This window comes from Streptomyces sp. JLBG701 (assembly GCF_058544905.1).
Map to the genome: position 1 here is coordinate 4,318,720 of NZ_CM178588.1, position 24,530 is coordinate 4,343,249.

The following is a 24,530-nucleotide window of genomic DNA, read 5'->3' on the forward strand; positions in this document are numbered from 1 at the left end:
GCCCCCTACGGCATGAAGTCGTCGGTCACCGAGAAGATCGTGTGGGCGATGACCATGAACACGATGCAGAAGGCGATGAACACGCCGAAGAACACCAGCACGCACCCCGAGCCCGCCGCGAGCTTGCCGCGAGACGGGGCATGGGCCGTGGCCCGCTCGGGGCGATCGGCCACATAGTGCACGGTGACGATGTCGCCCTCGACGGTCGTCGCCGGTCCGTGCGGCTCCTCGAACCGGATGGCACGACCGTCGCGCGTCGCGAACTCGTAGACGTGGTGCAGCGTCGAGGAGTCGTTGCTTGTCGTCACGTACGCCCGCAGACACCGCGCCTCGGCCGTGAGCCCGCTGCTCCAGGCGCTGCGGATCTCACCGGAGCGCCTGAGCAGCTTCGTCGCGGCGAAGGCCGCGATGGCGATCATGAGCATGGGTATGACGTAGAACAGTGCTTCCATGAGGTCCCCCGCGGTGCGTACGCCACCAAAGCGGCGGGCGTGCTGGGAACCTACCCGTGGGTGAGCCCTGATTTGCTCAAGCAGGGCTCAGAAGGTGACGTCCGAGCAGGCGTAGAACGCGTTGCTCGTGTCCGCGATCGTCCAGACGGCGACGATCACGTGGTGGCCGCTCAGCCCGGACGGCAGGGTGCCGCTGTGGGAGAGGGTGGCCGGAGGCTGTGCGTTGTTGTACGGGACCTTGAGGAACGGTGTGGTGTTGAGGTCCGAGCGGGCCAGTTTGTGGCTCTGGTTCCAGCCCGACTTGGTGACGTAGTAGCTGAAGTCGGTCGTGGCGTGCCGGGCCGTGAACTGCCAGCGGAACGTGTAGCTCTGACCGCCCGTCACCTTGGTGGTCGGCCAGGCTCCGCCCGAGGGTGTCGTCGGGCTGTCGAGCTGGGCGAACCTGGTGTTGTTCGCGGAACATATCTGACCGTCGGCCGCCCCGGAGGCGGGGAAGCCCTTGGGGCCCTCGACGCTCTGCGGCTCCCACTGGATGTCGCCGCAGTTGGTCACGGTGCCGTTCTGGCAGAGCTTCTGCCGGCTGATCGGGAGGTCGGTGTAGCCGTGGCTGCTGGCCCCGCCGGACGAGAGCACGAGGGCTCCGCCGGCGGAGAGACCCACCACGGCGGCATACAACTTGGTCCTTCTGCGCATGCTGCCGCTCCTGGAGAACGTGGGGGAAGTTCAGGTGAGCTGTGCAGGGTAGGTCTAGACCAAGTTCCAGATTATTGCGACTACTTGAGCATGTCCATACCAATCACCGGGACATCTCCGGCGATTTACGACCCCGATTCCCCACGCCCCGAACAGAACGCCACCGTCAGGTCCTTCACCAGCGCCTTGCGCTCGTAGTCGTCCAGTTCGACCAGCCCGCGCATGGTCAGCCGGGTCACCGTGTCCTCCACCGAGTCCACCACCGAGGTCAGCACGGTCGCCCGGTGCTGCGCGTCCAGCGTGGCGATCCGGCGCCGGTGCATCACGGCGGCGACCTCGGGGGCGTACTCGACCCGCACCGGCTGCACCGAGAACACCTCAAGCCCCACCGGCCCCGCGTCCGCCGCCACCAGCCGGGTCAGCGCGTCCCCGGCCACGTCGACCGCGCCCTTCGCCGCGCCGGGCAGCTCCACCGGTACCCGGGCGAGCGCCGCCTCCACGCACTCGCGCAGGTAGGTCTCGTGGTCCTCGACCCCGAGCGTGGCCCGCGCGGTGTCCCGCACCCGCCACACCACGAGGACGACCACCCGCAGCGCGACCCCGTTCGCGTCGGCGGCGGGCATCGGCTCGCTGCGCCAGTGCCGCAGCCGTACGTCGACCCGGCGACGCAGCACCAGCGGGTTGACCCAGAGCAGGCCGGTGCGCCGGACCGTGCCCCGGTAGCGACCGAAGAGGCCGAGCACCCAGGCCCCGCCCGTGCGGCCCCGGGCCAGACCGCCGAAGCCGAACAGGCCGAGCGCGCCGGCTCCGGCGTACGCCGCCCACTGCGCGGGACCCAGCCCGGCGCCCGTGGACAGCGGCAGCCGAAGCGCCTCCACGGCCGACGGCGGAAGCGCGCCCGCCCACCAGGAGGTGAGCACACAGCCGGCCACTCCGCAGACCCCGGCGAACACGCCCGCGGCCCCGGGCAGCACCCGCGCCGACCGTTCCACCAGGTCGGGGTCGACCTCCGGCGCCGGGCGCGGCTTCGCCGGGACCGGTCGGCGGAAGCGCGGCTGTTCGCCGGTGCCCTGGCGGCGGCCCACCACGGCGGGCCTGAGCGGCACCGACACGGGGTCGGGTTCGTCGCGGAAAAGCAGGTGGACGGGGATCTCGGTGGTCGCCTCGTTCTGGATGAGCCGGGCGGGGCGCGCGGCCCCGTCGGCCGGTCCCTCGGACTCGGGCGTGTGTGAAGTGGTCGTACTCATGGGTGCCTCCAGCCTCCGCGCCAGACAACACAGGACAGGTGAGGGGGTTCAGATGGGGGGTCAGATCGGTGGGTTACGAGAAGAGCCGGCGCCAGGTCTCCGGGCCCGGGTAGCCGTCCGCCGCGCCGCCCCGCCAGCCCTGGGTGCGCTGGAAGGCCTCGACGTTGCGCCGGTCCGCCGTGCCCCAGCGGGGACCGGGGCCGGTCGTGTAGTGCTTGCCGAACCCCTTCTTCACCAGCTGCTTTCCGAGCTGGGTGACGTACTTGTTGTTCGCCCCGGGCCGGAACATGGCCCGGCCCGGATAGCCGGGGACGCCATGTGAGGACGGGGTGGCGTGCGAGGCGGGCACCTGCGGGCCGGGGGTCCCGGACACGATGGTGCGGCCCTTTCCGGACACGAGCAGCGCCCAGGTCTGCGGCCCCGGCAACCCGTCCGCGTCGGCGCCCGTCCACCCCTGCGCCAGCTGAAAGGCCCTGGTGGCCCGCCGGTCCGCGTCCGACCAGCGTGGGCCGGGACCGGAGGCGTAGTACGCCTTCGCGCCACGGTCGACGAGCAGACGGCCCAGCTGGGTGACGTATTTGTTGTTCGCGCCGGGGCCGAAGTACGCCGCTCCCGGATACGGCGTCGCCACCGCGCCGGAGCCGATTCCGGTGTCCGGTTTCGCACCCGCCGTGCCCGCCGCGAGCCCCTTGTAGCGGTAGGCGAGATAGCGGTCGGAATGGCTCCAGTAGGCGTATGGGGTGGCCTGCCGGCGGGCGTACGGGCGGGTCTCCTCGTAGGCGATGTAGTAGGTGTGCGTGTAGTCCGTCCAGCCGCCGAAAATGACGACGTGTGAGCCTTTCTCGGGGTCGGACGGATTGTGGAAGAGGAGAATGTCGCCGGGCAGCAGTTCCTCCTTGGAAATGCGGTCCCCGTACTCGTCGAGACTGCCCGTCCATTCGTTTCCGGGGAGCTGCCAGGCCATCGAGACGAAGCCCGAGCAGTCCTGCCGGTAACCGTCGGACCAGTAGGCGCCCATGCTGTACGGCACCCCGGCCGCGACCCATTTCTTCGCCCGGTTGATGATCTCCGCACGGGTCGTCGCGGGCGTCTTGACGACGTTCGGCTTGGCCGGGGTGCCGGCCGGGCCGTGCAGCGGGGCCTTGCCGCCCTGCGGGGTATCGGGCTCGTCACCTGCGGGAATGCCGGGACGGGCGGGTGCGTGCGGGGCGGCGAGAGCCGGTGCCGCATGGCCCGCGGTGAGGGCGGCGGACGTCGCGGCCGCCAGGATCAGCGCCCGGTGTGCGGCCGGATGGCCGCCGGTTCCGCCGCCGGGGGAATGCGGGAGAACCCGCCGCCAGTGGACACATCCGGGGCAGTCGCAGTCGCTCGCGGGATCGAATTCCTCGAATACCGGAGCCTCCATGCGATTCCCCTCACACTCCAGATGCAAATCTCCGCGCATGTGCACGTTCGTCAGTTTCTCAACTGTCATCCCGACGCGCATGTTGACGGTCCGAATGATGTACACGGGCCTCGCGGGCGGTCGGGAGCACCCTCGGGCATCCGGTAGAGTTGTTCACGTCAGCAGGCGCCGCTAGCTCAGTTGGTTAGAGCAGCTGACTCTTAATCAGCGGGTCCGGGGTTCGAGTCCCTGGCGGCGCACCGACAGCAAGGCCCTCCGTGACCGCGGGGGGCTTTTTGCATGTCCATGCCCATATCCGTGCCGGGAAGGGCGGAGCGTCCACATCGGCTCCACAAGACCCCCACAGGCGCCACATTGAACGCGTATGACCGGTAAACACCGCGTTTCGCATCTTGCGATCATGCTGAACGCCGTAGAACCCTGGTTCTCAAGATGCTGCGGATACGCGGCGCTTGAGGGGGGTACGGAGCCGGTTGCCCTCAGCCACGGGGAGAGGGGCCCCGTTCATGAAGCGATGCCGAGGGGGGCATCATGCAACCGGAAGGCCTCAGTCCCGTGTCTATAGGGTGAGGATGACATGGGGGCCGCGGCTCACCAATGAGGCGTCTGTGAAGGTCTAGGGGGGCCGACGCAGACGAACGAAACGACACTGACACGCGGTGACCTGCGTGTGGGGGGATGACTCATGACGTCGACGCCGACGGGCGCCCGGCAGAATTTCGACCCGTCCCAGACCACTCAGCTCAGAGTGCCTTCGCACCGGACCGGAGCGTTCGGCCGGCTCAAGAAGACCCTGCCGAGATATGACTACGAGCACTACAGCCGCCTGGCGGGCCCCCTCACCCAGCCCGACCCGGACAAGCCGTACAAGGTCAGGTACCGCTCGCTGCTCTCGCAGGAGACGCACCGCCTGCGGGCCGCGCTCATGCTCGGCGCCGCGCCGCTGCTCTCGCTGATCCTGCTCGGCTGGCTGCTGCAGCCCACGCACTGGACCGAACGCGACTATCCCGCCTACGACTTCCTGCCGGCGCTGGACATCGTGATGCTGGTCTCGATCGGTCTGATCGAGTTCTTCCGCTGCATGAACGTGCTGTCCAACGCGCACGCCACCCTGGTCGCCCGCGACCCGATCCCGGTGGTGCCCGAGACCGGCACGAGAGTGGCGTTCCTGACCTCCTTCGTGCCCGGCAAGGAGCCGCTGGAGATGGTGACGAAGACCCTGGAGGCGGCCGTAAAGCTGCGTCACCGGGGCCTTCTGCACGTCTGGCTCCTCGACGAGGGCGACGATCCGGAGGTGAAGGAGGTCTGCGCGCGCCTGGGTGTGCACCACTTCACCCGAAAGGGCATCGCGAAGTGGAACCAGGCCAAGGGCCCGCACCGCGCCAAGACCAAGCACGGCAACTACAACGCCTGGCTGGACGCGCACGGCGAGAACTACGACTACTTCGCCTCGGTCGACACCGACCACGTCCCGCTGCCCAACTACCTTGAGCGGATGCTCGGGTTCTTCCGCGACCCGAACGTCGGCTTCGTCATCGGCCCGCAGGTGTACGGCAATTACGACAACCCCATCACCAAGGCCGCCGAGTCGCAGCAGTTCCTCTTCCACGCGCTGATCCAGCGGGCCGGCAACTTCTACGGCTCGCCGATGTTCGTGGGAACGTCAAACGCCGTACGGATCAAGGCACTCAAGCAGATCGGCGGCCTGTACGACTCGATCACCGAGGACATGGCGACCGGCTTCGAGATCCACCGGCACCGCAACCCCGCCACCGGCAAGAAGTGGCGCTCGGTCTACACGCCGGACGTGCTCGCCGTGGGTGAGGGCCCGGGCGCCTGGACGGACTTCTTCACCCAGCAGCTGCGTTGGTCCCGGGGGACGTACGAGACGATCCTCAAGCAGTACTGGAAGGGCTGGTACTCGCTGCCGCCCGGCAAGCTCTTCAACTACACGATGATGATCATCTTCTACCCGATGTCCGCCCTCAACTGGATTCTGGCGGCGCTGAGTTGTGCGCTGTTCCTGGGTCTGGGCGCCTCGGGTGTGAACATCGACCCGACGGTCTGGCTGATGCTCTACGGCAACGCCTCCGCGCTCCAGATCGGCCTGTACATCTGGAACCGCCGGCACAACGTCTCCCCGCACGAGCCCGAGGGGTCGGGCGGCGTGGCGGGCATGGTGATGTCGGCCCTGTCCGCGCCGATCTACGCCCGCTCGCTCATGGACGCCGTGCTGCGCCGCAAGAGCAAGTTCGTGGTGACGCCCAAGGGCGACTCCGCGAGCCCGGACACGCTGTTCGGGACCTTCCGGATCCACCTGTTCTTCATCATGGTCTTCGGCGCCTCCATCGCCGCGGGCTTCGTCTACGGGCACGTCCACCCCGCGATGATCATCTGGGCCACGTTCGCCCTGCTGATCACGGCCTCGCCGATCTTCGCGTGGCGTTACATGATGCGGCAGGACCGGAAGCGTCGCGCCGCACCGCAGGCCGAGCCGCAGGACGCCGCGCCCGCGCAGCAGCCGACGGTGCCGGCTCAGCACTCGCCGCAGCAGAAGCCCAGTTGGGTCGCCTCCACGTCAAGTGAGGGCAGCGGCAGGGGCGTTGGCGGGCACAACGACGAGACCATGCAGATCGCCCTTGGTGGACTTGGGGGACGTAAGGAATGAACGACCGTGCAGGCCGCCGTCGCGCCCGTCGGCTCGCGATAGGCACGGCGGTGGTACTCGCGCTGGCCGGGATGAACGGGCCGTGGGTGTACCGCGTCGGGACCGAGAAGTACCACGAGTACCAGATCAACAGACCCGAGTACAAAGCGGACAACGGCCACTGGGACGTCGTCGAGTTCCCCGAGGAGTACCGGCAGAACACGATCCACGCGGCCCTGCTGCACACCGGCAAGGTCCTGCTGATCGCCGGTTCGGGCAACGACCAGGACAACTTCGACGACAAGAAGTTCGACACGCGGATCTGGGACCCGGTCAAGGGCACCATCAAGAAGGTCCCCACGCCGAAGGACCTGTTCTGCACCGGGCACACCCAACTCGCCAACGGCAACCTGCTGATCGCGGGCGGCACCAAGCGGTACGAGAAGCTGAAGGGTGACGTCACCAAGGCCGGCGGCCTGATGATCGTCCACAACGAGAACCCGGACAAGCCGATCACCCTGCCGGCGGGCACGAAGTTCACCGGCAAGGAGAACGGCAAGACGTTCGTCTCCAAGGACCCGGTCGTCGTCGAGCGCGCGACCAAGGTCTTCGACAAGGCGACCGGCAAGTTCCTGCGCAATGAACCTGGGTTAGGCCGAATCTACGTCGAGGCCCAGCAGAGTGGCGCCAAGTACGAGACCGGCACCCAGGACAACTACCGTATCCAGGGCCTGACCGGCGCCGACGCGCGCAACACGTACGGCATCGCGCAGAAGCTCGCCCTCGACAAGAAGGACTTCCAGGGCATCAGGGACGCCTTCGAGTTCGACCCGGTCGCCGAGAAGTACATCAAGGTCGACCCGATGAACGAGGCCCGCTGGTACCCGACGCTCACGACGCTGTCCGACGGCAAGATCCTCAGCCTCTCCGGCCTGGACGAGATCGGGCAGTTGGTGCCGGGCAAGAACGAGGTGTACGACCCGAAGACCAAGAAGTGGACGTACACCAAGGACGTCATGCAGTTCCCGACGTACCCGGCGATCTCGCTGATGCAGAACGGCGAGATGTTCTACTCGGGCGCGAACGCGGGCTACGGTCCCGACGACGTGGGCCGGGACCCGGGCATCTGGAACCTCAAAACCAACAAGTTCACCAAGCTGTCCGGGATGAGCGACCAGAAGCTTCTGGAGACGGCCGGCACCGTGCTGTTGCCTCCGGCTCAGGACGAGAAGTACATGGTGATCGGCGGCGGCGGGGTCGGTGAGTCGAAGGAGTCCAGCAACAAGACCCGCATCATCGACCTGCTCGACGACAACCCGAGTTTCACGGACGGCCCGGAACTGGAGAAGGGCACCCGCTACCCGCAGTCCTCCATCCTCCCCGACGACACCGTCCTCATCTCGGGCGGTTCGGAGGACTACCGGGGCCGCGGCGACTCCAACATCCTCCAAGCGCGCATCTACGACGCGAAGACCGGCGAGATGAACAAGGTCGCCGACCCCCTGGTGGGCCGCAACTACCACTCCGGCTCACTCCTGCTCCCCGACGGCCGCGTGATGTTCTTCGGCTCGGACTCCCTGTACGCGGACAAGGCCAACACCAAGCCGGGCGAGTTCGAGCAACGGATCGAGATCTACACGCCGCCGTATCTGTACCGGGATTCGCGGCCGTCCCTGTCAGGCGGCCCGCAGACCATCGCTCGCGGCGCGTCCGGCACGTTCAAGTCCCAACACGCCTCGTCGATCAAAACGGCCCGCCTGATCCGCCCGAGCGCATCGACCCACGTCACGGACGTCGACCAGCGGTCCATCGCCCTGGACTTCAAGAAGACGGCGGACGGGATCACGGTGACGATCCCGAAGAACCGGAACTTGGTCGAGTCGGGCTGGTACATGCTGTTCGTCACGGACGACCAAGGAACGCCGAGTAAGGCGCAGTGGGTCAAGGTCCCGTAATTCCTTGAGAGTTGCTACGACGCTGGGGGCGCCCTCCGCCACGGAGGGCGCCCCCAGTCGCCGTTGCACCGGGCGTGGCACGCTGTCCTCATGGAGCACGCGAAGGTCCTTGGACTGCCCCTGCCCGCGCGGCTGTCCTCACTTCTGCGCGAGGAGCGGTGGCGGCACCCGGGGGACGCCGAGTTGGCGAGGCTGATCCCGTGGTTCGAGGATCCGCTCGACTTCCTTGCCAGTGGCGAGGCAATGACCAGGGCGTCCCGCTCGCTGGACCTGTTCGCCGATGACCCATCCCTGTCCGCGCTCTTCCGCGCGATGCGAGGCAGCCACCGGAAGGACCCGGTGGAACTGCCCTGGCTGGACATCGAGCAGGCGTTCGTCATCGCGGTCAATCGCAGCGCCGGTGACGACGTGGCCCTCGCTCTCGACTACCGCAGCAGTCCCTCCGATCCCCGCGTCGTGGGCAGCGACTTTGGGGCGAACCCCAGGCAGTGCGCGTGGCGCGTCGTGGCGCCCGGGTTTTCGGCCTTCGCCGACGCCCTGGGCCTCTAGGACCTGTCCGGGCCTTCTAGTCGCTGGCCTTGGCGAGCTTCAGGGCGTAATCCGCCCACCACTGCCCCGCCTTCGGGCCGCCCTTGCACTCGCCGTCCGACTCGCCCGGGCGTTTGACCCACAGGTAGGCGTCGACCAAGGAGTCCGCCGTCTTCGTCGTGGGCGCCTCCCCCAGTGCCCTCCCCGGTGGGTTGCACCAGCGTTCGTTGGCGTCGCCGCCTGTGTAGGGGCCGTTGCCGTTGCGGCTGGTGTCTATGACGAAGGGTTTGTCGGCGACCTTGGCGGACAACTGCTTGCCGTAGGCGATGGAGTCCTCGGTGGAGTAGAAGTTGGAGACGTTGACCGAGAAGCCGTCTGCCTGGTCGATGCCTGCCCATTGGAGAGGCTCGAAGATCTCGTCCGGGTGGCCCCAGCCCGCGTTGCCCGCGTCCAGGTAGACCTTGGTGTTCTTGAGGGACTTGAGCTTGGTGATGGCGCCCTTGAGGAGGTCGTAGCGCTCCTCGTGGAACTCGTCCTGGGTGCAGCCGTCGACCAGGTGGAGGATCGCGTCCGGTTCCAGGATCACCGTGGCCGCGCGGTCGCCGATGCCCGCCGCTACCCCGTCGATCCAGGCGCGGTAGGCGTTGCCGTCGGCTGCGCCGCCCTGGGAGTACTGGCCGCAGTCGCGGTGCGGGATGTTGTAGAGGACCAGGAGTGCGGTGCGGCCGGCCTTGTCGGCGGCCTCGGTGAAGCCGCGGGCCTCCTGCTCCGGGTTCTCCGGGCCGATCCACTCGCCGGTCGGCTGCTCGGCGATCTTCAGGATCTGCTCGGCGTCGTCGTCCTTGCCCGCCTTCTCGTAGGTGGCGACCTGTGCGGCCGCGTTGCCGTCCGGATTGACCCAGAACGGATCGGTCTCCTTGGGCTGTTGGGTGATCTTGGCGCCCGAGTCGTCGGGCTCCTTCTCACCGTCCCCGGAGGAGGAGCATCCCGTGATCAGCAGTGCCGCCCCCAGCACCACCGCCACGGACACCCGCACTCCGGCCGCCCCCCTGCTGGCGTACATCCAACTCCCCCTTGGGTGCGCCGTTCCAAGTCTCAATCCTGACATACGTGTCGTGGCGCCCACGAGATCACCGGGGTCTTGTCGGACACCTGTTACACCCCCCAAGGTCTGGGTAGGCGCGCGCCTGGGGATGGGGGGCGGGCGAGACACGGGAAGGGCGTGCGCAGTCATGCACCACACCACCCGGGAGGCCCGGCTGGCGGCAGCACTCGTAGAGGCCGCCGACACCCTGACCGACGGCTTCGACACCGACCTCTACTTGCAACGACTGTCCGACCACTGCGTGGAGCTGCTGGCCGCGCGAGCCGCCGGAATCATGCTGATCGACGGCGGCGAGACGATTTCGCTGGTCGGCAGCAGCCGACAGCACGAGGTCGCCCTCGACCTGCTCCAGGCCCAGCACGGCGGCGGGCCCTGTCTGGACAGTTACGGTACCGGCCGACCGGTTCCCCCGGTGTCCATCCAGGTCGCCCACGCGGCGTCCCGCTGGCCCGACTTCACGGAGCGGGCACTGCGGCACGACGTCGTGGCGACCTTCGCCGTGCCGCTGCGCCGCCGCGAGACCCTGCTCGGCGCGCTGAACGTGTTCGTACCGACCCTGCCCGAGGGCCCGCCGGACGGCGGCGCGTCGGAGCTGCTGCTGGCCCAGGCGATCGCCGACGCCGCGGCGGTCGGCCTGCAGAACCACCGCACGTTCACGCAATACCGCACCCTGTCCGGGCAGTTGCAGCAGGCGCTGTCCAGCAGGGTGCGCATCGAGCAGGCCAAGGGGATGCTCGCCGAACGCTGGAACACCACCACCGACGGCGCGTTCATCTCACTCAGGCAGTACGCACGCCGACGCCAACTGCCTTTGGACCAGGTCGCGTCGGCGGTCATCGAACGGGTCGCGAACGACGCCGATCTGCGAAGTGAAGCCGAGGGGCTGGCATGAGGATCCGCGTAGCCCACAGTCCACCTGCATGGATCACGGAGCGCCACCAAAGCGGAACTTGGCGTCAATCACCCCCTAGGCCCCGGCACGCATCCGTTCTAGAGTCTTCCCAGAAGGCCCCAGCCCCCGGCCGGTTGACCACCACTGAGCCTCAAAAGCCTCCCGCGCCGGCGCCGGGTTACTCCCGCAGCCCGTGCGCGCGCGGTCGAGGACCAGCCCGGTCGGCGGTTTTTCGGGGGGAGCGGGCCGCCGACCGGGCCGGGTACCCGGTTTCTCGCAGCACCGCTTCTCACAGTCCGGTGCCGGTGAGGTACGCCGACACGATCACGTTCGCCGTGTAGCTGCGGCTCACCGGGTCGAAGGTGCCGCCGCAGGTGATGAGCCGCAGTTCGGCCCGCCCCGACTGCCGTGTCCCGTACGCCTGTCGGGCGTCGAAGCGGTCGCGGGGCAGCACCTGTACGTCGTCGATGGTGAACTCGGCGACCTTGCCGTCGTCGCGGATCACCCGGACCGTCTCGCCGGCCCGCAGCGCGCTGATCTTGTAGAAGACGGCGGGCCGGGTCTCGGTGTCGACGTGTCCCACCAGCAGCGCGGTGCCGGCCGCCCCCGGTTTCGCCCCGCCCGCGTACCACCCCACGACGCCCGCCTGGTCGAAGGGCGGCGGATCGACCGCCCCCTGTGTGTCGAGGCCGCGGGCCACGACCGGCGCCTGCACCCCCAGCTCGGGAATGTCGACGCGCTGCGGCAACGCGTCCCCCAACGGCTGGAGCGCGGGCGGCAGTTCGGCGCCCGGGGGCCGTCCGACCGCCGCCATGTCTCCGGTGGTCGGCGCGGATATCCCCTGTCGTACGTCGCTCACCTCGCGCCCCCACAGCCACAGCCCGAGCAGCAGTACCGCCCAGGCGACGCCGGTCAGCAGGCGTCCGGTGCCGGAGGAGCGCTCACCTTGTTCGGACATGGTCAGTCCGTTCCGCGGCTCCGGCGGGCACCGCGGAGCACCACGGCGAACGCGGCGACGCCCGCGAGGACCAGTCCGATGACCGCGTGTCCGGTGCCGGGCCCGGCCTCCCGGGCCTCCTCGGCCGCGGTGGCCGCGAGGTGGGCGGTTCCGCCGCCGCCCGCGTGGACGGGGGCGACGGGCGAGGCCGGGGTGGTGGGTGGGGCGTACGGCGAGGCGGACGAGGCCTGTCCGACGGTGATCGTGCCCTTCACCTGGGTGTCGCCGCAGGTGACCTTCACGTCGTACGTCCCCTCCGCGAGCGAGGAGCGGACCCGGCTCTCGCCGACGAGCGTGCCGTCGATGCCGACGAGGCGGGCGTCCGCCACGAAGGCCTCGGACGCCGCGGTGCCGCTCTGCCCGGCGCAGCCGCCGACCCGCAGCCCGACGTCGGCGCCGGGGGCCGGGGAGGACGGGGTCACCGAGACACCGCCTCCGTCGGCCGCGTACGCCGCCGGAGTGAAGACCGCGACCAGCGCCGCACCTGTACAGAGAGTGAGTTTCATTGGACCCATCGTGAACCTCCAGATATCTGGAGACTCCTCCTCCGGGCCCAGGCGCGCATCCGCAGGGCGGGTCTCACTACTCCGTTCGGGGAGTGACGGGTTTCAAATCCCCGGTCTCAGATTCTTTCGACGAGGTCCGCGATCGAGTCCACGATCTTGGAGGGGCGGTACGGGAAGTTCTCGACCTGCTCGGGCCGGGTCAGCCCGGTGAGCACCAGGTATGTCTGCATCCCGGCCTCGATTCCGGCCAGCACATCGGTGTCCATGCGGTCGCCGATCATCGCGCTGGTCTCGGAGTGGGCGCCGATCGCGTTGAGCCCGGTGCGCATCATCAGCGGGTTGGGCTTGCCCGCGAAGTAGGGCTTCTTGCCGGTCGCCTTGGTGATCAGCGCGGCCACCGCGCCGGTCGCGGGCAGCGGGCCCTCGGTGGAGGGGCCGGTCTCGTCCGGGTTGGTGCAGATGAAGCGGGCGCCGCCGTTGATCAGCCGTACGGCCTTGGTCATGGCCTCGAAGGAGTAGGTGCGGGTCTCCCCGAGGACCACGTAGTCGGGCTCGTGGTCGGTGAGGATGTACCCGATGTCGTGCAGCGCGGTGGTCATGCCGGCCTCGCCTATGACGTACGCCGTGCCGCCCGGTCGCTGGTCGTCCAGGAACTTGGCGGTGGCCAGGGCCGAGGTCCAGATGTTCTCGACCGGCACCTCAAGGCCCATGCGGCTCAGCCGGGCCTGCAGGTCGCGCGGGGTGTAGATCGAGTTGTTGGTGAGCACCAGGAAGGGCCGGCCGGACTCACGCAGCTTCTTGAGGAAGGCGTCGGCGCCGGGGATCGGCACACCCTCGTGGATGAGTACACCGTCCATGTCGGTGAGCCACGATTCGATGGGCTTGCGGTCTGCCATGTGCGGGATCTCCTGCCGGACGCGGTGCGTGAGTTCCAGCCTATGCACAGGTGAGATCTTGAGGGAACGGCCGGTTTCCGGTGACTCGGTGAACGGTCAGCGGCGTCTGCGCGCCAGCAGGAGTGCGCCGCCGGCGGTGGCGAGGAGTGCGGCGGCCGCGGCGAAGGCTCCGGCCGCGGTGTCGATTCCGGTGCGGGCGAGTTCGTCGGCGAAGGGGAGCCGGCCGCCCGGTGGGACGGCGGTCGCGGAGGAGTCGGGGGTGGTGGGGGCGGGGTCGGCGTCGATGGCGAAGCGGTAGGAGTTGGACTGGCCGACCCAGTCGCCGTCGTCGTCGTGACGCTGCACGACGGCCGCGTTCGCGGTGACCTCGTTGGGTACGGCGTCCGAGGTGATCGCCAGGCGCACCTTCACGGTGACGGTGGCGCCGGGAGCGACGGTGAAACCGGGAAACCCGTCGTCGGAGGTGCCGGAGGCGTCGAAGGCGCCGACCAGCTCGTCCTCGTCGGTCGTCTCGAAGCGGACGGGATGCGGGGAGCCCCCGGCGCGCGAGTCGTCGTAGAACTCCAGGCGGGGCTGTGACGGCTTGAGGGCGCGTTTCTCGTCGACGAGGACGACGACCGGGTGGATGCCGGTGCAGGGGCGGGTGGTGGTGTTGGTGAGGTCCAGGAACCAGGTGCCGAAGCCGCCGCCGGCCTCGTAGGCGTCGGGGCCGCCGTGGAGGCGGGTGGTGAGGGGGAAGTCGCGGTCGTCCGCGGCGCCGGCGCAGACGGTGGGGCGGGGAGCCGCGTACGCCGGTGTCGGCAGCGGGAGGAGGGCGGCTGTAGCGGCAAGGGCGAGGGAAACGGGCGTGCACAGTCGCATGGACACGTGACCCTGCCGGGCGGGGGCGGGGGACGGGGGGCGCCATTCCGGTCGTAGCCCTCGAACGGCTTCGGAAATCCGCTCGATCGGCGGAGTCGGGGCCTTAAGGGGCGGGGCTATGTCTACTCCGGTTCACCCGCGCCCCTTCAGGGGCGCGGGGAACTGCGCGACCAGCCCCCACCGGCCCGCAGTAGACGAACCGCTCAACCAGCGGAGCACTTGGCAGCACTACCCGTCCGCCCGGCCGAACAGCGGCGCGAGCAACAACTGGGCGGCACCCTCCGCGACCTCGCGACCCGCGCCGGGGGCGATCCGGACCGGTACCGGGGCCTCGCCCACACGCCGGGCGCGCTCGTCGAGGACTGCGGCGACACCGCGTACGAAGCTCTCGGGCTCGGCTGCGACGATACGGCCGCCCAGCAGAATGAGGTCGATGTCGAGGAGGGCGACCAGATTGCCCGCCCCGGTGCCGAGCACGCGCGCCGCCCCCGCGATGTCGCCGCAGGCAACCGCGGCCAGACACAGCGCCTCGACGCAGCCGCGGTTGCCGCAGCCGCAGGGCGGCCCGTCCATCTGGACGACCTGATGCCCGAACTCCCCCGCGCTGGTCCGGGCCCCCCGGTGCACCGCGCCCCCGATGACGAAACCGCCGCCGAGCCCCGCCCCGAAGTGCAGGTAGGCGAAGGAGCCGCCCTCGCCGCCGACCGCAAGGCCGAGCGCGGCGGCGTTGGTGTCCTTGTCGACGACGACGGGCGCCCCGAGCCGCCGGGCCAGCGCGTCCCGTAGCGGAAAGCCGTCCCACTCGGGGAACCCGGTGACCCGGTGCAGCACTCCGCGGGTGTGATCGAGGGGTCCGGGAAGCGCGACGCCGACACCGAGGAGCGAGCCGACGCCCGCGCCCGCCACGTCCCCGACGAGCCCCTCGACCGCCCCCAACACGGCCTCCGCCCCCGCCCCGAGGTCCACGGGAACGCGCCGCTCGCCCACCACCGCGCCGGTGAGGTCGACGAGCACGGCCCGCAGTTCGTCCCGGTCCAGATGGACCCCGACCGCGTGTCCCGCCTCCGGCACGAGCCGCAGCACCGTACGGGGCTTGCCGCCCGTCGAGGCGCGGCGGCCCGCCTCGGTCGCGAGGCCGTCGGCCCGCAGCCGGGCGGTGATCTTGCTGACGGCCTGCGGGGTGAGCCCGGTCCGCTCGGCGAGTTCGAGGCGGCTGATGCCGGCCGGGCCGGCCGTGCGCAGCAGATCGAGGACGAGCGCGGCGTTGTGGCTGCGCAGCGCGAGCAGATTCGCTCCCGTCGCGCCCGGCACCCCTGGGACCGTGACCGTGTCGTTCGTCCTGTTCACGTCGACCATTGTCCCCCGCGCTTGCACTTTGGCAACAGCGTTGCGAAAGTGGAACGCATGACTGGTACTCCCCTCCGCGTGGGCCTGGTCGGCTACGGCCTCGCAGGCTCCGTCTTCCACGCCCCGCTGGTCGCCGCCAACGAGGACCTCGTCCTCGACACGGTGGTCACCTCGAACCCCGAGCGGCAGGAGCAGGCCCGCGCCGAGTTCCCGGACGTACGCGTCGCCGCCACCGCCGACGAGCTGTTCGACCGCGCCGACGAACTCGACCTGGTCGTCATCGCCTCCCCGAACAGGACGCACGTCCCGCTGGCCACCGCCGCCCTGAAGGCGGGCGTGCCGGTCGTGGTCGACAAGCCGATCGCCGGGACAGCGGCCGAGGCGCGCGAATTGGCGACCCTGGCCGACGACCACGGCCTCCTCCTCTCCGTCTTCCAGAACCGCCGTTGGGACAACGACTTCCTCACCCTGCGCGCGCTGATCGCGGAGGGCGAGCTGGGCGACGTATGGCGCTTCGAATCCCGCTTCGAGCGCTGGCGCCCGCAGCCGAAGGGCGGCTGGCGCGAGTCCGGCGACCCGGCAGAGATCGGAGGTCTGCTCTACGACCTCGGCAGCCACGTCGTCGACCAGGCCCTGGTCCTCTTCGGCCCGGCGGCTTCCGTGTACGCGGAGTCCGACATCCGCCGCCCGGGTGCGCGCACGGACGACGACACGTTCATCGCGATCACGCACACGAACGGCGTCCGCTCCCACCTCTACGCCTCCGCCACGACCGCCCAACTCGGCCCGCGCTTCCGGGTGCTGGGCTCGCAGGCGGGTTACGTCAAGTACGGCCTCGACCCCCAGGAGTCCGCCCTGCGCGACGGTGGGCGTCCGGGCGCCGGCGGCGACGCATGGGGCCTGGAGCCCGAGTCGGCGTGGGGCCGCGTCGGCTCCGGCGAGTCCCCGCTGACGGGAGGCGGCCGTCCCGTGCCGACGCTCCCCGGCGACTATCCGGCGTACTACACGGCCGTGGCCGCCGCCCTCCGCGGCACCGGCGAGAACCCGGTGACCGCGCTGGAGGCGGCCGCCGCGCTCGACGTACTGGAAGCGGCGAGGCGATCGGCCCTCGACGGAGTGACAGTGAACGTGAAGGTGACGGAGACGCCGTGACGAACAACCCCAAGCTCACCCCGAGATTCGCCCCCGAGATCACCCCGGCGGTGGAGGAGCTGGAAGCCCAGGAACGCCGCCTGGTCTTCCGCCAGTTCACGCACGAGGACGCGTGGGCGCTCGGCTCACTCCTGGTGGAACTGGCCCGCGAGAGCCAGGCCCCGGTCGCCATCGACATCCGCCGCGCCGGCCAGCAGCTCTTCCACGCGGCACTCCCCGGCTCCACCCCGGACAACGACGCCTGGATCGACCGCAAACGCCGGGTGGTGGAGCGCTACGGCTCCGCGTCCTACCTGGTCGGCGCCCGCTTCCGCGCCAAGGGCACGACGTTCGAGGAGTCCTCCCGCCTCGACCCCGACGAGTACGCGGCACATGGGGGCTCGTTCCCGATCAACGTGGAGGGGGTGGGGGTGATCGGCGTGGTGACGGTGTCGGGACTGCCGCAGCTGGATGATCACCGGTTTGTGGTGGCGGCGTTGGAGCAGTTCCTCAGCGAATAGTTCGGCCCGGGATTATCGGGATTATCCAGAGGGACCCTCCGGTTGGCACTGGCTATAGGGCTGTACGGGGCTGTGAGGGCTGTACGGCCGGGCAGCTACACGGCGACCGAAGGGAACGGAACCGATGAGCGACGACCTCGGAGGGCTCGGACGGTACGGAATCTGGAGCGTCGGACTCCGCTCGGAGGATCCGGCCCGCCGAACCGAACTCGCCGAGGCGGCGGCCGAGTTGGAGGAGCTCGGCTTCGGCGCGATCTGGCTGGGCGGCAGCAGCGCCGCCCGCCACGCCGAGCCGCTCATCGCGGCGACCTCGCGGATCACCGTCGGCACCAGCATCCAGAGCATCTGGCAGTACGAGGCCGCCGAAAGCGCCGCGAGCTTCACCGAGCTGGAGGCGGCCCACCCCGGCCGCTTCCTGCTCGGCCTCGGCGTCAGCCACGCCAAGCTCGCGGAACAATACCGGCGCCCGTACTCGGCGCTGGTCGCCTACCTCGACGCCCTGGACGCGGCCGGCGTCCCGGCCGGCCGGAGGGTCCTCGCGGCCCTGGGCCCGAAGACGCTGGAACTGTCCCGCGACCGGGCGGCGGGCGCGATCCCCTACCTGGTCACCCCCGAGCACACGGCGGAGGCCCGCGCAATCCTGGGCGAATCCCCGCTGCTGGCCCCGGAGTTGAAGGTCGTCCTGGAGACGGACCCGACCAGGGCACGCACCCTCGCCCGCGAAACCCTGGCCATGTACCTCGCCCTCCCGAACTACACGAACACCTTCCAACGCCTGGGCTTCACAGAGGACGACCTGGCGGACGGCGGCAGCGACCGCCTGGTCGACGCGGTGTTCGCATGGGGCGGTGAGGACAGGATCCGCGAGCGCATCGAGGCCTTCCACAAGGCGGGCGCGAACCAGGTGGCGTTGCAGGTGCTGGACGGAGAGTCGAGGGACGCGCTGCCGAGGGAGGATTGGCGCAGGCTGGCATCGCTATTGGCGTGAGGTCACGCACCTGGGCGGTTCCCGATGGCTCGTGGTCGGCCGCTGGGCCCGCCGGTGGGTGAGGTTGGGGGCCAGTCCCGGCGATTGGCCCCTTTGGCCCAGACGGCGAGGGGAAAACCGCAGGTCGGCTACCGCCGACGTGGCCCAAACGCTCCAATCACCCACCTACGGCATGACCAACGCCCTAAGGGGCGCGGGGAACTGCGCGAGCAACCACGACGGACTCGCACCCGCCGAACAACCGCAGTCCCCCGGCTCAACCAGCGGAGCGCTTACGCGTCCTTGAACTCCTGCCGCTGCTTGCCGAGCCCGTCGATCTCCAGCTCCACCACATCCCCGGCCCGCAGGAAGGGCTTCGGCTCGGGCTGCCCCAGAGCAACCCCCGCCGGCGTACCCGTGTTGATGACATCCCCGGGGTACAGGGTCATGAACTGGCTGACGTACCGCACCACTTCCGCCACCGAGAAGATCTGCTCGGCGGTAGTCCCGTCCTGCTTCAACTCCCCGTTCACCCAGAGCTTCAGCCCCAGATCCTGCGGATCGGCCACCTCGTCCGCAGTCACGAGCCAAGGCCCGAGCGGATTGAACGTCTCGCAGTTCTTCCCCTTGTCCCAGGTCCCGCCCCGCTCGATCTGGAACTCCCGCTCGGACACGTCATGCGCCACCGCATACCCGGCGACATGGGCGAGCGCCTCTTCATGCGAGGACAGATACCGGGCCGTACGCCCGATGACGACCGCCAGTTCGACCTCCCAGTCGGTCTTGGTCGACAGGCGAGGAACCAGCACGGTGTCATACGGCCCTACTACCGTGTCCGCGGCCTTGAAGAAGATGACGGGCTCGGAGGGCGGCTCGGCCCCGGTCTCGCGAGCGTGATCGTGATAGTTGAGCCCGATACACACGACCTTGCCGATCCGCCCCACCGGCGCCCCGACCCGCAACCCGGTCGCGTCGAGGGCAGGCAGCTCCCCGGCGTCGACGGCGGCACGTATCCGCCCGAGCGCCGCGTCGTCGGCGAGCAACGCCCCGTCGATGTCCGCGACGACACCGGACAGATCCCGCAGGACCCCCTCGGCGTCGAGCAGCGCGGGCGTCTCCGACCCGGCCGTACCGACTCGCATCAGCTTCATGATCACAATCTCCCTCGATCGCGGGCGCCCCACCGACAGGTGCAGCCATCGGAGGACTGGTCGATCCTCCAAGGTCTCTGTGCACTCCGCAATACCCGGTTCACGTACTGGACCGTAGCGACGCCCCCGACGCCCCCGACGACTCCGTCTCGATGGGCTGGAGCAGTCTCCTGGGCTTGAGCAGGGCCCGGCTGACCGGATCCGCCGGGTCCGGATCGAGTCCGGGGCCCGGCACCATCTCAACGTCCGGCACGGGTACGACCGTTCCGCAGGCGGGGCATTCGCCGTACGGGCCGAGTTCGGTGCCGCAGTCCGCGTGCCGGAAGACGCGCAGCTGGGGGTCGCCGTGGTGCTCGCGGCCCCAGCGGCCGAGTGAGCGCAGGGTGGGCCACAGTGCGATGCCGCGGTCGGTCAGGACGTACTCGTCGCGCGGCGGCGACTCCTGATACCGGCGCTTTTCCAGGATCCCTTCCGCGGTGAGCGCCTGGAGGCGGGCGGCCAGGACGGCGCGCGGGATGCCGAGGTGGACGAGGAAGTCGTTGTAGCGCCGGACGCCGTAGAGGGCGTCGCGGATGACGAGCAGGGTCCAGCGCTCGCCGACGATTTCGAGCGCGCGGGCGATCGAACATTCCTGTGTCGCGTAGTCCTTACCCAGTGCCATGACGCCCACTGTAACCAATTTACGAAGGGTTGGTTCAATGACCGAACCGAGGCTGTTACGGTACGAGGCATGGATAGGTTCAATGAACGAACTCTCACCGAGCTGAACCCGAGGGCCGGCCGGGAGGACGCCCTGAAGGAGGAGCAGGAACCGTCTCCCCACCCCCGCGCCACCCTCGCCCTGACCAGCGCCGCCACCGCCGTGGCCCTGATGACGTACACCGCGCCGATGGTCACGCTCCCGGACGTGGCCGCCGCCCTGCACACCCCCCTGTCCGCCCAGGCCTGGCTCCTGAACGGCACCCCGCTCGGCCTCGCCGCCCTCCTCCTGGTCGCCGGCACCCTCGCCGACGACTACGGCCGCCGCCGGATCTTCGTCGCGGGAACACTGGCGTTGGGCATCACCACGATCCTCGGCGCCTTCGCCTCCACGACCTGGCTGTTCACCCTGGCCCGCATCGCGCAGGGCGCGGCCAGCGCGGCGCTCCTCGCCAGCAGCCTGGGCCTGATCGTCCACGCGTTCCCGACGCCGAGGGGGCGACTGCACGCGACCGGCGTGTGGGGCGCGTTCGTGAGCGGTGGCATCGCGCTCGGCCCGATCGTCACAGGCGCGATACCGAGCTGGCGCCTCGCGTACGGCGTCCTCGGCGCCGCGACCCTGATCGTGGCGGCCTTGTCGGTGCGGGGACTGTCGGAGTCCCGCGCCCCGCGCGGCGGCCGCCCCGACCTCGCCGGGGCGGTGGCCTTCGGCCTTGCGCTGGTCGCCCTGGTGGCCGCACTGACGCTGGGCCGGGACGGCTGGCTGCGGCCGCAGGTGGGCCTGCTGCTACTCGCTTCCGCTGCCCTGCTGGCCCTGTTCGTGGTGGTCGAGCGCCGCTCGGCGACCCCGATGATCGACCTGGGCCTGCTCCGCCACCCCCGCTTCCTCGCCTCGTCCTCCGGCGGCCTGTTCACGGGGCTCGCGGTGATCGGCCTGTTCAGCTTCCTGCCGGCGCTGCTCCAGCGGACGCTCGGCATGTCGGCGATGGACACGGCGTGGCTGTTCCTGCTGTGGTCCGGCCTGTCCTTCACGGTGGCGCTGCAGGCGCGTCGACTGTCGGGACGGGTGTCCCCGCGCCTCCAACTGGCCCTGGGTTTCGTCCTGCACGCGGTGGGTGTGGTGGCCATGCTGGGCGCGCTCGACGCAGGCTCCTGGCCCCGCCTGCTCCCCGGCCTGATGCTGGCCGGCGTCGGCAGCGGCCTGCTGAACGCCGCGCTCCCGTTGCTCGCCGTGGAGTCCGTACCGGCCCAGCGGGCCGCGATGGGCTCGGGCGCCCAGCAGACCTTCCGCTACATCGGTTCCTGCGCCGGAGTCGCCCTGACCATCGCCCTCGCGACCTCGACGGGCGGCGGCCTCGCACACGGCGCGGACATCGCGATGGTGGTGTCGGCGGGGCTGGCGCTGGTGGCGGCGGTGAGTGTGGGGGCGTTGCGGGAGCGGGCGTGAGTCGGTCGTACGGCGTTGTGTCCTACGGCAGTTAACGGGGCCGCATCGAGACCAACTTGCCCCACACCACCAGGCGGTACCTGGACGTGTACTCCGGGGTGCAGGTGGTGAGGGTGATGAAGTAGCCGGGGGCGGTGTAGCCGTAGGCGGGGCGGACCGTGGAGCGCGGGATCTCGCGGATCACTCCCGAGTCGCGGGCCGAGGTCTGCGGCAGCGTCCTGTCGACGGCGTACGTGTAGACCGCGCTCCTCGTCTCGACCTCGATCGTGTCCTTGGGCGCGAGCCGGTTGATGTACCGGAAGGGCTCGCCGTGGGTGTTGCGGTGACCGGCGAGGGCGAAGTTTCCTGACTGGCCCGGCTGTTGGGTGGCGGGGTAGTGGCCGACGTATCCCTTGTTGAGGACGTTCTGCTTGCTGGTGCCCTCGGCGATGGGGACGCGGAGGTGGAGGCGGGGGATGCTGAGGATGGCGTAGGCCTGGGGCCAGTCGGGGGGTTCGGCGGAGGCAGGTTGGCCGTCCCGGAAGCGCTGCTCCGTAGGAGACGGCGACGGGGAAGCCGTACCGGAATCGATGTCCGCGTCCTGCCGCGGGCTCTGCTCCCATTCCCGCTCCAGCGCCTGGACCTCCCGCTTGGCGCCCTCCCTGGCCTCCCGGTTGGTCCACCACAGCTGATGGGCGACGAAGAGCAGGAGTACGACCCCGACGGTGACGAGGAGTTCGCCGCCGGTCCACAGGGCGCGTCGGCGCAGGGCCCGGCGACGTCGGATGCCGTGGTCCACCACGACGTGCAGCCGCATACGTACGCCTCCTCGACCGGGGCCGCCCGCACGATAAGGGGGCGGGCTTCAAGTCACCAGCCCAAGAGCCTTCTTGGCGGCCAGGTGACCAGGAATCCGTCCGAGATACCGAACTTCCTCCATCGGTTTTAGAAAGGGCTGTCAGAACTCTCGACAACCTCACAGGACACACCCGATGCTTCGTCTGCCATCAGGGGGACAGGTCTCGACACCGGCTCAGGGGACCGGTGTCGTACACATCGGAGTTCGGAGTAGACCATGATCCGACGCAGAACGCTGCTGACAGCCGCAGGAGGCACCCTCCTCGGCAGCGCCCTGGCGACGGGCACCGCACACGCGGACGCCACGATCGCCGTCAACCCCGGCACCTCGTACGGCACTTGGGAAGGCTGGGGAACCTCCCTGGCCTGGTGGGCCAACGTCTTCGGCGCCCGGGACGACTTCGCGGACATCTTCTTCACGACCAAGTCGACGACGTACAGCGGCACATCACTCCCCGGCCTCGGCATGAACATCGCCCGCTACAACCTGGGCGCGTGCAGCTGGAACACGGTGAGCGGCGAGTCGATGGTCGCCTCGGCCAACATCCCGGCCTTCAAACAGATCGAGGGCTTCTGGCAGGACTGGAACAACGAGGACCCGACGTCCTCGGCCTGGGACTGGACGGCGGACGCCAACCAGCGGGCGATGCTGGTGAAGGCGACGGCGAGGGGCGCGACGAGCGAGCTCTTCGCCAACTCCCCGATGTGGTGGATGTGTCTGAACCACAACCCGTCCGGCGCGGCGGGCGGCGGCAACAACCTCCAGTCCTGGAACTATCGCCAGCACGCCAGCCACTTGGCGGCAACGGCCCTGTACGCCAAGAACAACTGGGGCGTGAACTTCGCGACGGTCGACCCCTTCAACGAGCCCTCGTCGTCCTGGTGGACGGCGACGGGCACGCAGGAGGGCTGCCACATGGACGCGACGGTCCAGGCGGCCGTACTGCCGTACATGAGAAGCGAGTTGGACGCGCGCGGTCTGTCGGCGACGAAGATCTCGGCCTCGGACGAGACGAGCTACGACCTCGCCCGCACCACCTGGAACTCCTTCAGCTCGACCACGAAGGGGTACGTGAACCGGGTCAACGTCCACGGCTACCAGGGCTCGGGCGGCCGTAGAGACCTGCTCTACACGGACGTAGTGACAACGGCCGGCAAGGCCCTCTGGAACTCGGAGACGGGCGACAGCGACGGCACCGGCTACAACATGGCCTTCAACCTCCTCTACGACTTCCGCTGGCTGCACCCGACGGCCTGGGTCTACTGGCAGGTCATGGACCCGACTGCGGGCTGGGGCGTGATCAAGTACGACGCGAGCACCTTGCAGGCCGGCGCGGTCGAGACGAAGTACTACGTGTTGGCCCAGTTCAGCCGCCACATCCGCCCGGGGATGAAGATCCTCAACACGGGCGTGAGCTACGCGGTCGCGGGCTACGACGCGACGGCGAAGCGCCTGGTGATCGTGGCCCTGAACACGTCGACGTCGGCCCAGACTCTGACCTTCGACCTGTCTCAGTTCACGACGGTGACGGGCGGCACGGGCGGCCTGGTCCCGCGCTGGAACACGGTGACGACGGGCGGCGACAAGTACGCGTCGTACTCCAACACCTACCTGAGCGGGAAGACGGTCGCGGTCCCGTTCGCGGCGAAGGCGGTGCAGACGATTCAGATCGACGGGGTGACGGTGTGAGGGAGTGAGGCGCTGACGCGGTGAGGCGGTGAGGCGGTGAGGGGAGCGCGCGGGGTGGGAGGGTGGTTCGGGCTCAGACGACCGGCTGCCCGATACCCAGCAGATTCCCCTCACTGTCCCGGAACCACCCCCCACGCTCCCCCCGCGCCCCCTTGCTCGGATAGTTCCCCTCGATATCGGCGATGCCGTCCTTCGTACGCAACCCGGGCAGATCGACGACCTCGAACACCACACCACGTGCTTTGAGCACCGACACGGCCGCCTCGATGTCGTCGACCTCGAACGCCATCTGCGTAAAGGTCCCGGGCGAGGCCCCCGTCGACTGGAACAACGCGAAATCCGACCCTCCACACCGATAAAGAAGCCCGCCGGGCCGCTCGTCGACGGGCTCAAGACCGAGCTTCTCGGAGTAAAAACGCCGAGCCCGCTCCAGATCCTGGGCGGGCAGCCGGGTAGCGACGCGCGCCCCGCTCATCACATTCGTGTCATCTACGTCCATATCCCCACTCTCCCCCAGGAGGGCAGGGGACGGAACACAGGACGCACCACGTGCACG

General features: G+C 69.5%; 23 protein-coding genes and 1 tRNA gene. 10 read left to right on the top strand and 14 right to left on the bottom strand.

What is annotated here, in order from left to right; all coding sequences use genetic code 11:
- Positions 1 to 5: 5 nt before the first annotated feature.
- From AC5DRG_RS19765 to AC5DRG_RS19780, 4 genes are all read right to left on the bottom strand, one after another.
- Complete coding sequence (locus AC5DRG_RS19765) at positions 6 to 452, bottom strand: DUF3592 domain-containing protein (protein ID WP_491811875.1); 447 nt, start codon at positions 450 to 452, stop codon at positions 6 to 8.
- An 87-nt stretch (positions 453 to 539) separates the two neighbouring features.
- A complete protein-coding gene (locus AC5DRG_RS19770) occupies positions 540 to 1,145 on the bottom strand; it encodes a lytic polysaccharide monooxygenase auxiliary activity family 9 protein (protein WP_491811876.1) in 606 nt (201 codons plus the stop codon).
- A 125-nt stretch (positions 1,146 to 1,270) separates the two neighbouring features.
- Positions 1,271 to 2,392, bottom strand: coding sequence for an SPFH domain-containing protein (locus AC5DRG_RS19775; RefSeq protein WP_491811877.1), 1,122 nt, complete (start codon positions 2,390 to 2,392; stop codon positions 1,271 to 1,273).
- 73 nt (positions 2,393 to 2,465) lie between these two features.
- Entirely contained in the window at positions 2,466 to 3,797 is a 1,332-nt protein-coding gene (locus AC5DRG_RS19780) for a peptidoglycan-binding protein (RefSeq protein WP_491811878.1), read from the bottom strand.
- Positions 3,798 to 3,962: 165 nt separating this feature from the next.
- Between AC5DRG_RS19780 and AC5DRG_RS19785 the strand changes: the two genes are divergently transcribed.
- The 4 genes from AC5DRG_RS19785 to AC5DRG_RS19800 all read left to right on the top strand — a co-directional run bounded on the left by AC5DRG_RS19785 (position 3,963) and on the right by AC5DRG_RS19800 (position 8,948).
- Positions 3,963 to 4,036 (top strand) — tRNA-Lys (locus AC5DRG_RS19785).
- A 446-nt stretch (positions 4,037 to 4,482) separates the two neighbouring features.
- Positions 4,483 to 6,465, top strand: coding sequence for a glycosyltransferase family 2 protein (locus tag AC5DRG_RS19790; protein WP_491811879.1), 1,983 nt, complete (start codon positions 4,483 to 4,485; stop codon positions 6,463 to 6,465).
- On the top strand, positions 6,462 to 8,399 hold the full coding sequence (glxA, locus tag AC5DRG_RS19795) for a radical copper oxidase GlxA (protein WP_491811880.1): 1,938 nt from the start codon (positions 6,462 to 6,464) through the stop codon (positions 8,397 to 8,399). The genes AC5DRG_RS19790 and glxA overlap by 4 nt, the downstream gene beginning before the upstream one ends.
- A gap of 90 nt (positions 8,400 to 8,489) precedes the next feature.
- Entirely contained in the window at positions 8,490 to 8,948 is a 459-nt protein-coding gene (locus AC5DRG_RS19800) for a hypothetical protein (protein ID WP_491811881.1), read from the top strand.
- Positions 8,949 to 8,964: 16 nt separating this feature from the next.
- On the opposite strand, the gene AC5DRG_RS19805 is transcribed toward AC5DRG_RS19800, so the two are convergent.
- Positions 8,965 to 9,990 (bottom strand): glycoside hydrolase family 6 protein, encoded by a 1,026-nt coding sequence (locus AC5DRG_RS19805; protein ID WP_491811883.1) that lies wholly within the window; start codon positions 9,988 to 9,990, stop codon positions 8,965 to 8,967.
- Positions 9,991 to 10,159: 169 nt separating this feature from the next.
- Between AC5DRG_RS19805 and AC5DRG_RS19810 the strand changes: the two genes are divergently transcribed.
- Positions 10,160 to 10,924, top strand: a complete 765-nt coding sequence (locus AC5DRG_RS19810; RefSeq protein WP_491811884.1) for an ANTAR domain-containing protein — start codon at positions 10,160 to 10,162, stop codon at positions 10,922 to 10,924.
- Positions 10,925 to 11,213: 289 nt separating this feature from the next.
- Here the strand turns inward: AC5DRG_RS19810 and AC5DRG_RS19815 are convergent, their stop codons facing one another.
- The 5 genes from AC5DRG_RS19815 to AC5DRG_RS19835 form a co-directional block, all read right to left on the bottom strand.
- Positions 11,214 to 11,882, bottom strand: a complete 669-nt coding sequence (locus tag AC5DRG_RS19815) for a class F sortase (RefSeq protein ID WP_491811885.1) — start codon at positions 11,880 to 11,882, stop codon at positions 11,214 to 11,216.
- A 2-nt stretch (positions 11,883 to 11,884) separates the two neighbouring features.
- Complete coding sequence (locus AC5DRG_RS19820) at positions 11,885 to 12,436, bottom strand: hypothetical protein (protein WP_491811886.1); 552 nt, start codon at positions 12,434 to 12,436, stop codon at positions 11,885 to 11,887.
- A gap of 107 nt (positions 12,437 to 12,543) precedes the next feature.
- Entirely contained in the window at positions 12,544 to 13,323 is a 780-nt protein-coding gene (locus tag AC5DRG_RS19825) for an HAD-IIA family hydrolase (protein WP_491811887.1), read from the bottom strand.
- Positions 13,324 to 13,419: 96 nt separating this feature from the next.
- Positions 13,420 to 14,184 (bottom strand): LPXTG cell wall anchor domain-containing protein, encoded by a 765-nt coding sequence (locus AC5DRG_RS19830; protein ID WP_491811888.1) that lies wholly within the window; start codon positions 14,182 to 14,184, stop codon positions 13,420 to 13,422.
- Between the two features lie 228 nt (positions 14,185 to 14,412).
- A complete protein-coding gene (locus AC5DRG_RS19835; protein WP_491811889.1) occupies positions 14,413 to 15,531 on the bottom strand; it encodes an ROK family transcriptional regulator in 1,119 nt (372 codons plus the stop codon).
- Between the two features lie 57 nt (positions 15,532 to 15,588).
- Here AC5DRG_RS19835 and AC5DRG_RS19840 point away from each other — a divergent pair, with 57 nt between their 5' ends.
- The 3 genes from AC5DRG_RS19840 (at position 15,589) to AC5DRG_RS19850 (ending at position 18,171) form a co-directional block, all read left to right on the top strand.
- On the top strand, positions 15,589 to 16,683 hold the full coding sequence (locus AC5DRG_RS19840; protein ID WP_491811890.1) for a Gfo/Idh/MocA family protein: 1,095 nt from the start codon (positions 15,589 to 15,591) through the stop codon (positions 16,681 to 16,683).
- Entirely contained in the window at positions 16,680 to 17,183 is a 504-nt protein-coding gene (locus AC5DRG_RS19845) for a heme-degrading domain-containing protein (protein ID WP_491811891.1), read from the top strand. Before AC5DRG_RS19840 ends, AC5DRG_RS19845 begins: the two co-directional genes overlap by 4 nt.
- 124 nt (positions 17,184 to 17,307) lie before the next feature.
- On the top strand, positions 17,308 to 18,171 hold the full coding sequence (locus AC5DRG_RS19850) for an LLM class F420-dependent oxidoreductase (protein WP_491811892.1): 864 nt from the start codon (positions 17,308 to 17,310) through the stop codon (positions 18,169 to 18,171).
- 272 nt (positions 18,172 to 18,443) lie between these two features.
- Here the strand turns inward: AC5DRG_RS19850 and AC5DRG_RS19855 are convergent, their stop codons facing one another.
- Complete coding sequence (locus AC5DRG_RS19855) at positions 18,444 to 19,301, bottom strand: fumarylacetoacetate hydrolase family protein (RefSeq protein ID WP_491811893.1); 858 nt, start codon at positions 19,299 to 19,301, stop codon at positions 18,444 to 18,446.
- 100 nt (positions 19,302 to 19,401) lie between these two features.
- The gene (locus AC5DRG_RS19860; RefSeq protein ID WP_491811894.1) at positions 19,402 to 19,962 is read right to left on the bottom strand and encodes a winged helix-turn-helix transcriptional regulator; all 561 of its coding nucleotides are present in this window, start codon (positions 19,960 to 19,962) and stop codon (positions 19,402 to 19,404) included.
- 69 nt (positions 19,963 to 20,031) lie between these two features.
- On the opposite strand from AC5DRG_RS19860, the gene AC5DRG_RS19865 reads away from it, so the two are divergent.
- Positions 20,032 to 21,447 carry an MFS transporter gene (locus AC5DRG_RS19865; RefSeq protein ID WP_491811895.1) on the top strand — a complete coding sequence of 472 codons (1,416 nt, stop codon included), beginning with the start codon at positions 20,032 to 20,034 and terminating at the stop codon, positions 21,445 to 21,447.
- 31 nt (positions 21,448 to 21,478) lie between these two features.
- Here the strand turns inward: AC5DRG_RS19865 and AC5DRG_RS19870 are convergent, their stop codons facing one another.
- Entirely contained in the window at positions 21,479 to 22,243 is a 765-nt protein-coding gene (locus AC5DRG_RS19870; RefSeq protein ID WP_491811896.1) for a class E sortase, read from the bottom strand.
- A gap of 258 nt (positions 22,244 to 22,501) precedes the next feature.
- Between AC5DRG_RS19870 and AC5DRG_RS19875 the strand changes: the two genes are divergently transcribed.
- On the top strand, positions 22,502 to 23,974 hold the full coding sequence (locus tag AC5DRG_RS19875) for a glycoside hydrolase (protein ID WP_491811897.1): 1,473 nt from the start codon (positions 22,502 to 22,504) through the stop codon (positions 23,972 to 23,974).
- A 73-nt stretch (positions 23,975 to 24,047) separates the two neighbouring features.
- On the opposite strand, the gene AC5DRG_RS19880 is transcribed toward AC5DRG_RS19875, so the two are convergent.
- Positions 24,048 to 24,473: a VOC family protein gene (locus AC5DRG_RS19880; protein ID WP_491811898.1), complete on the bottom strand. Its 426-nt coding sequence runs from the start codon at positions 24,471 to 24,473 to the stop codon at positions 24,048 to 24,050.
- Positions 24,474 to 24,530: the final 57 nt, after the last annotated feature.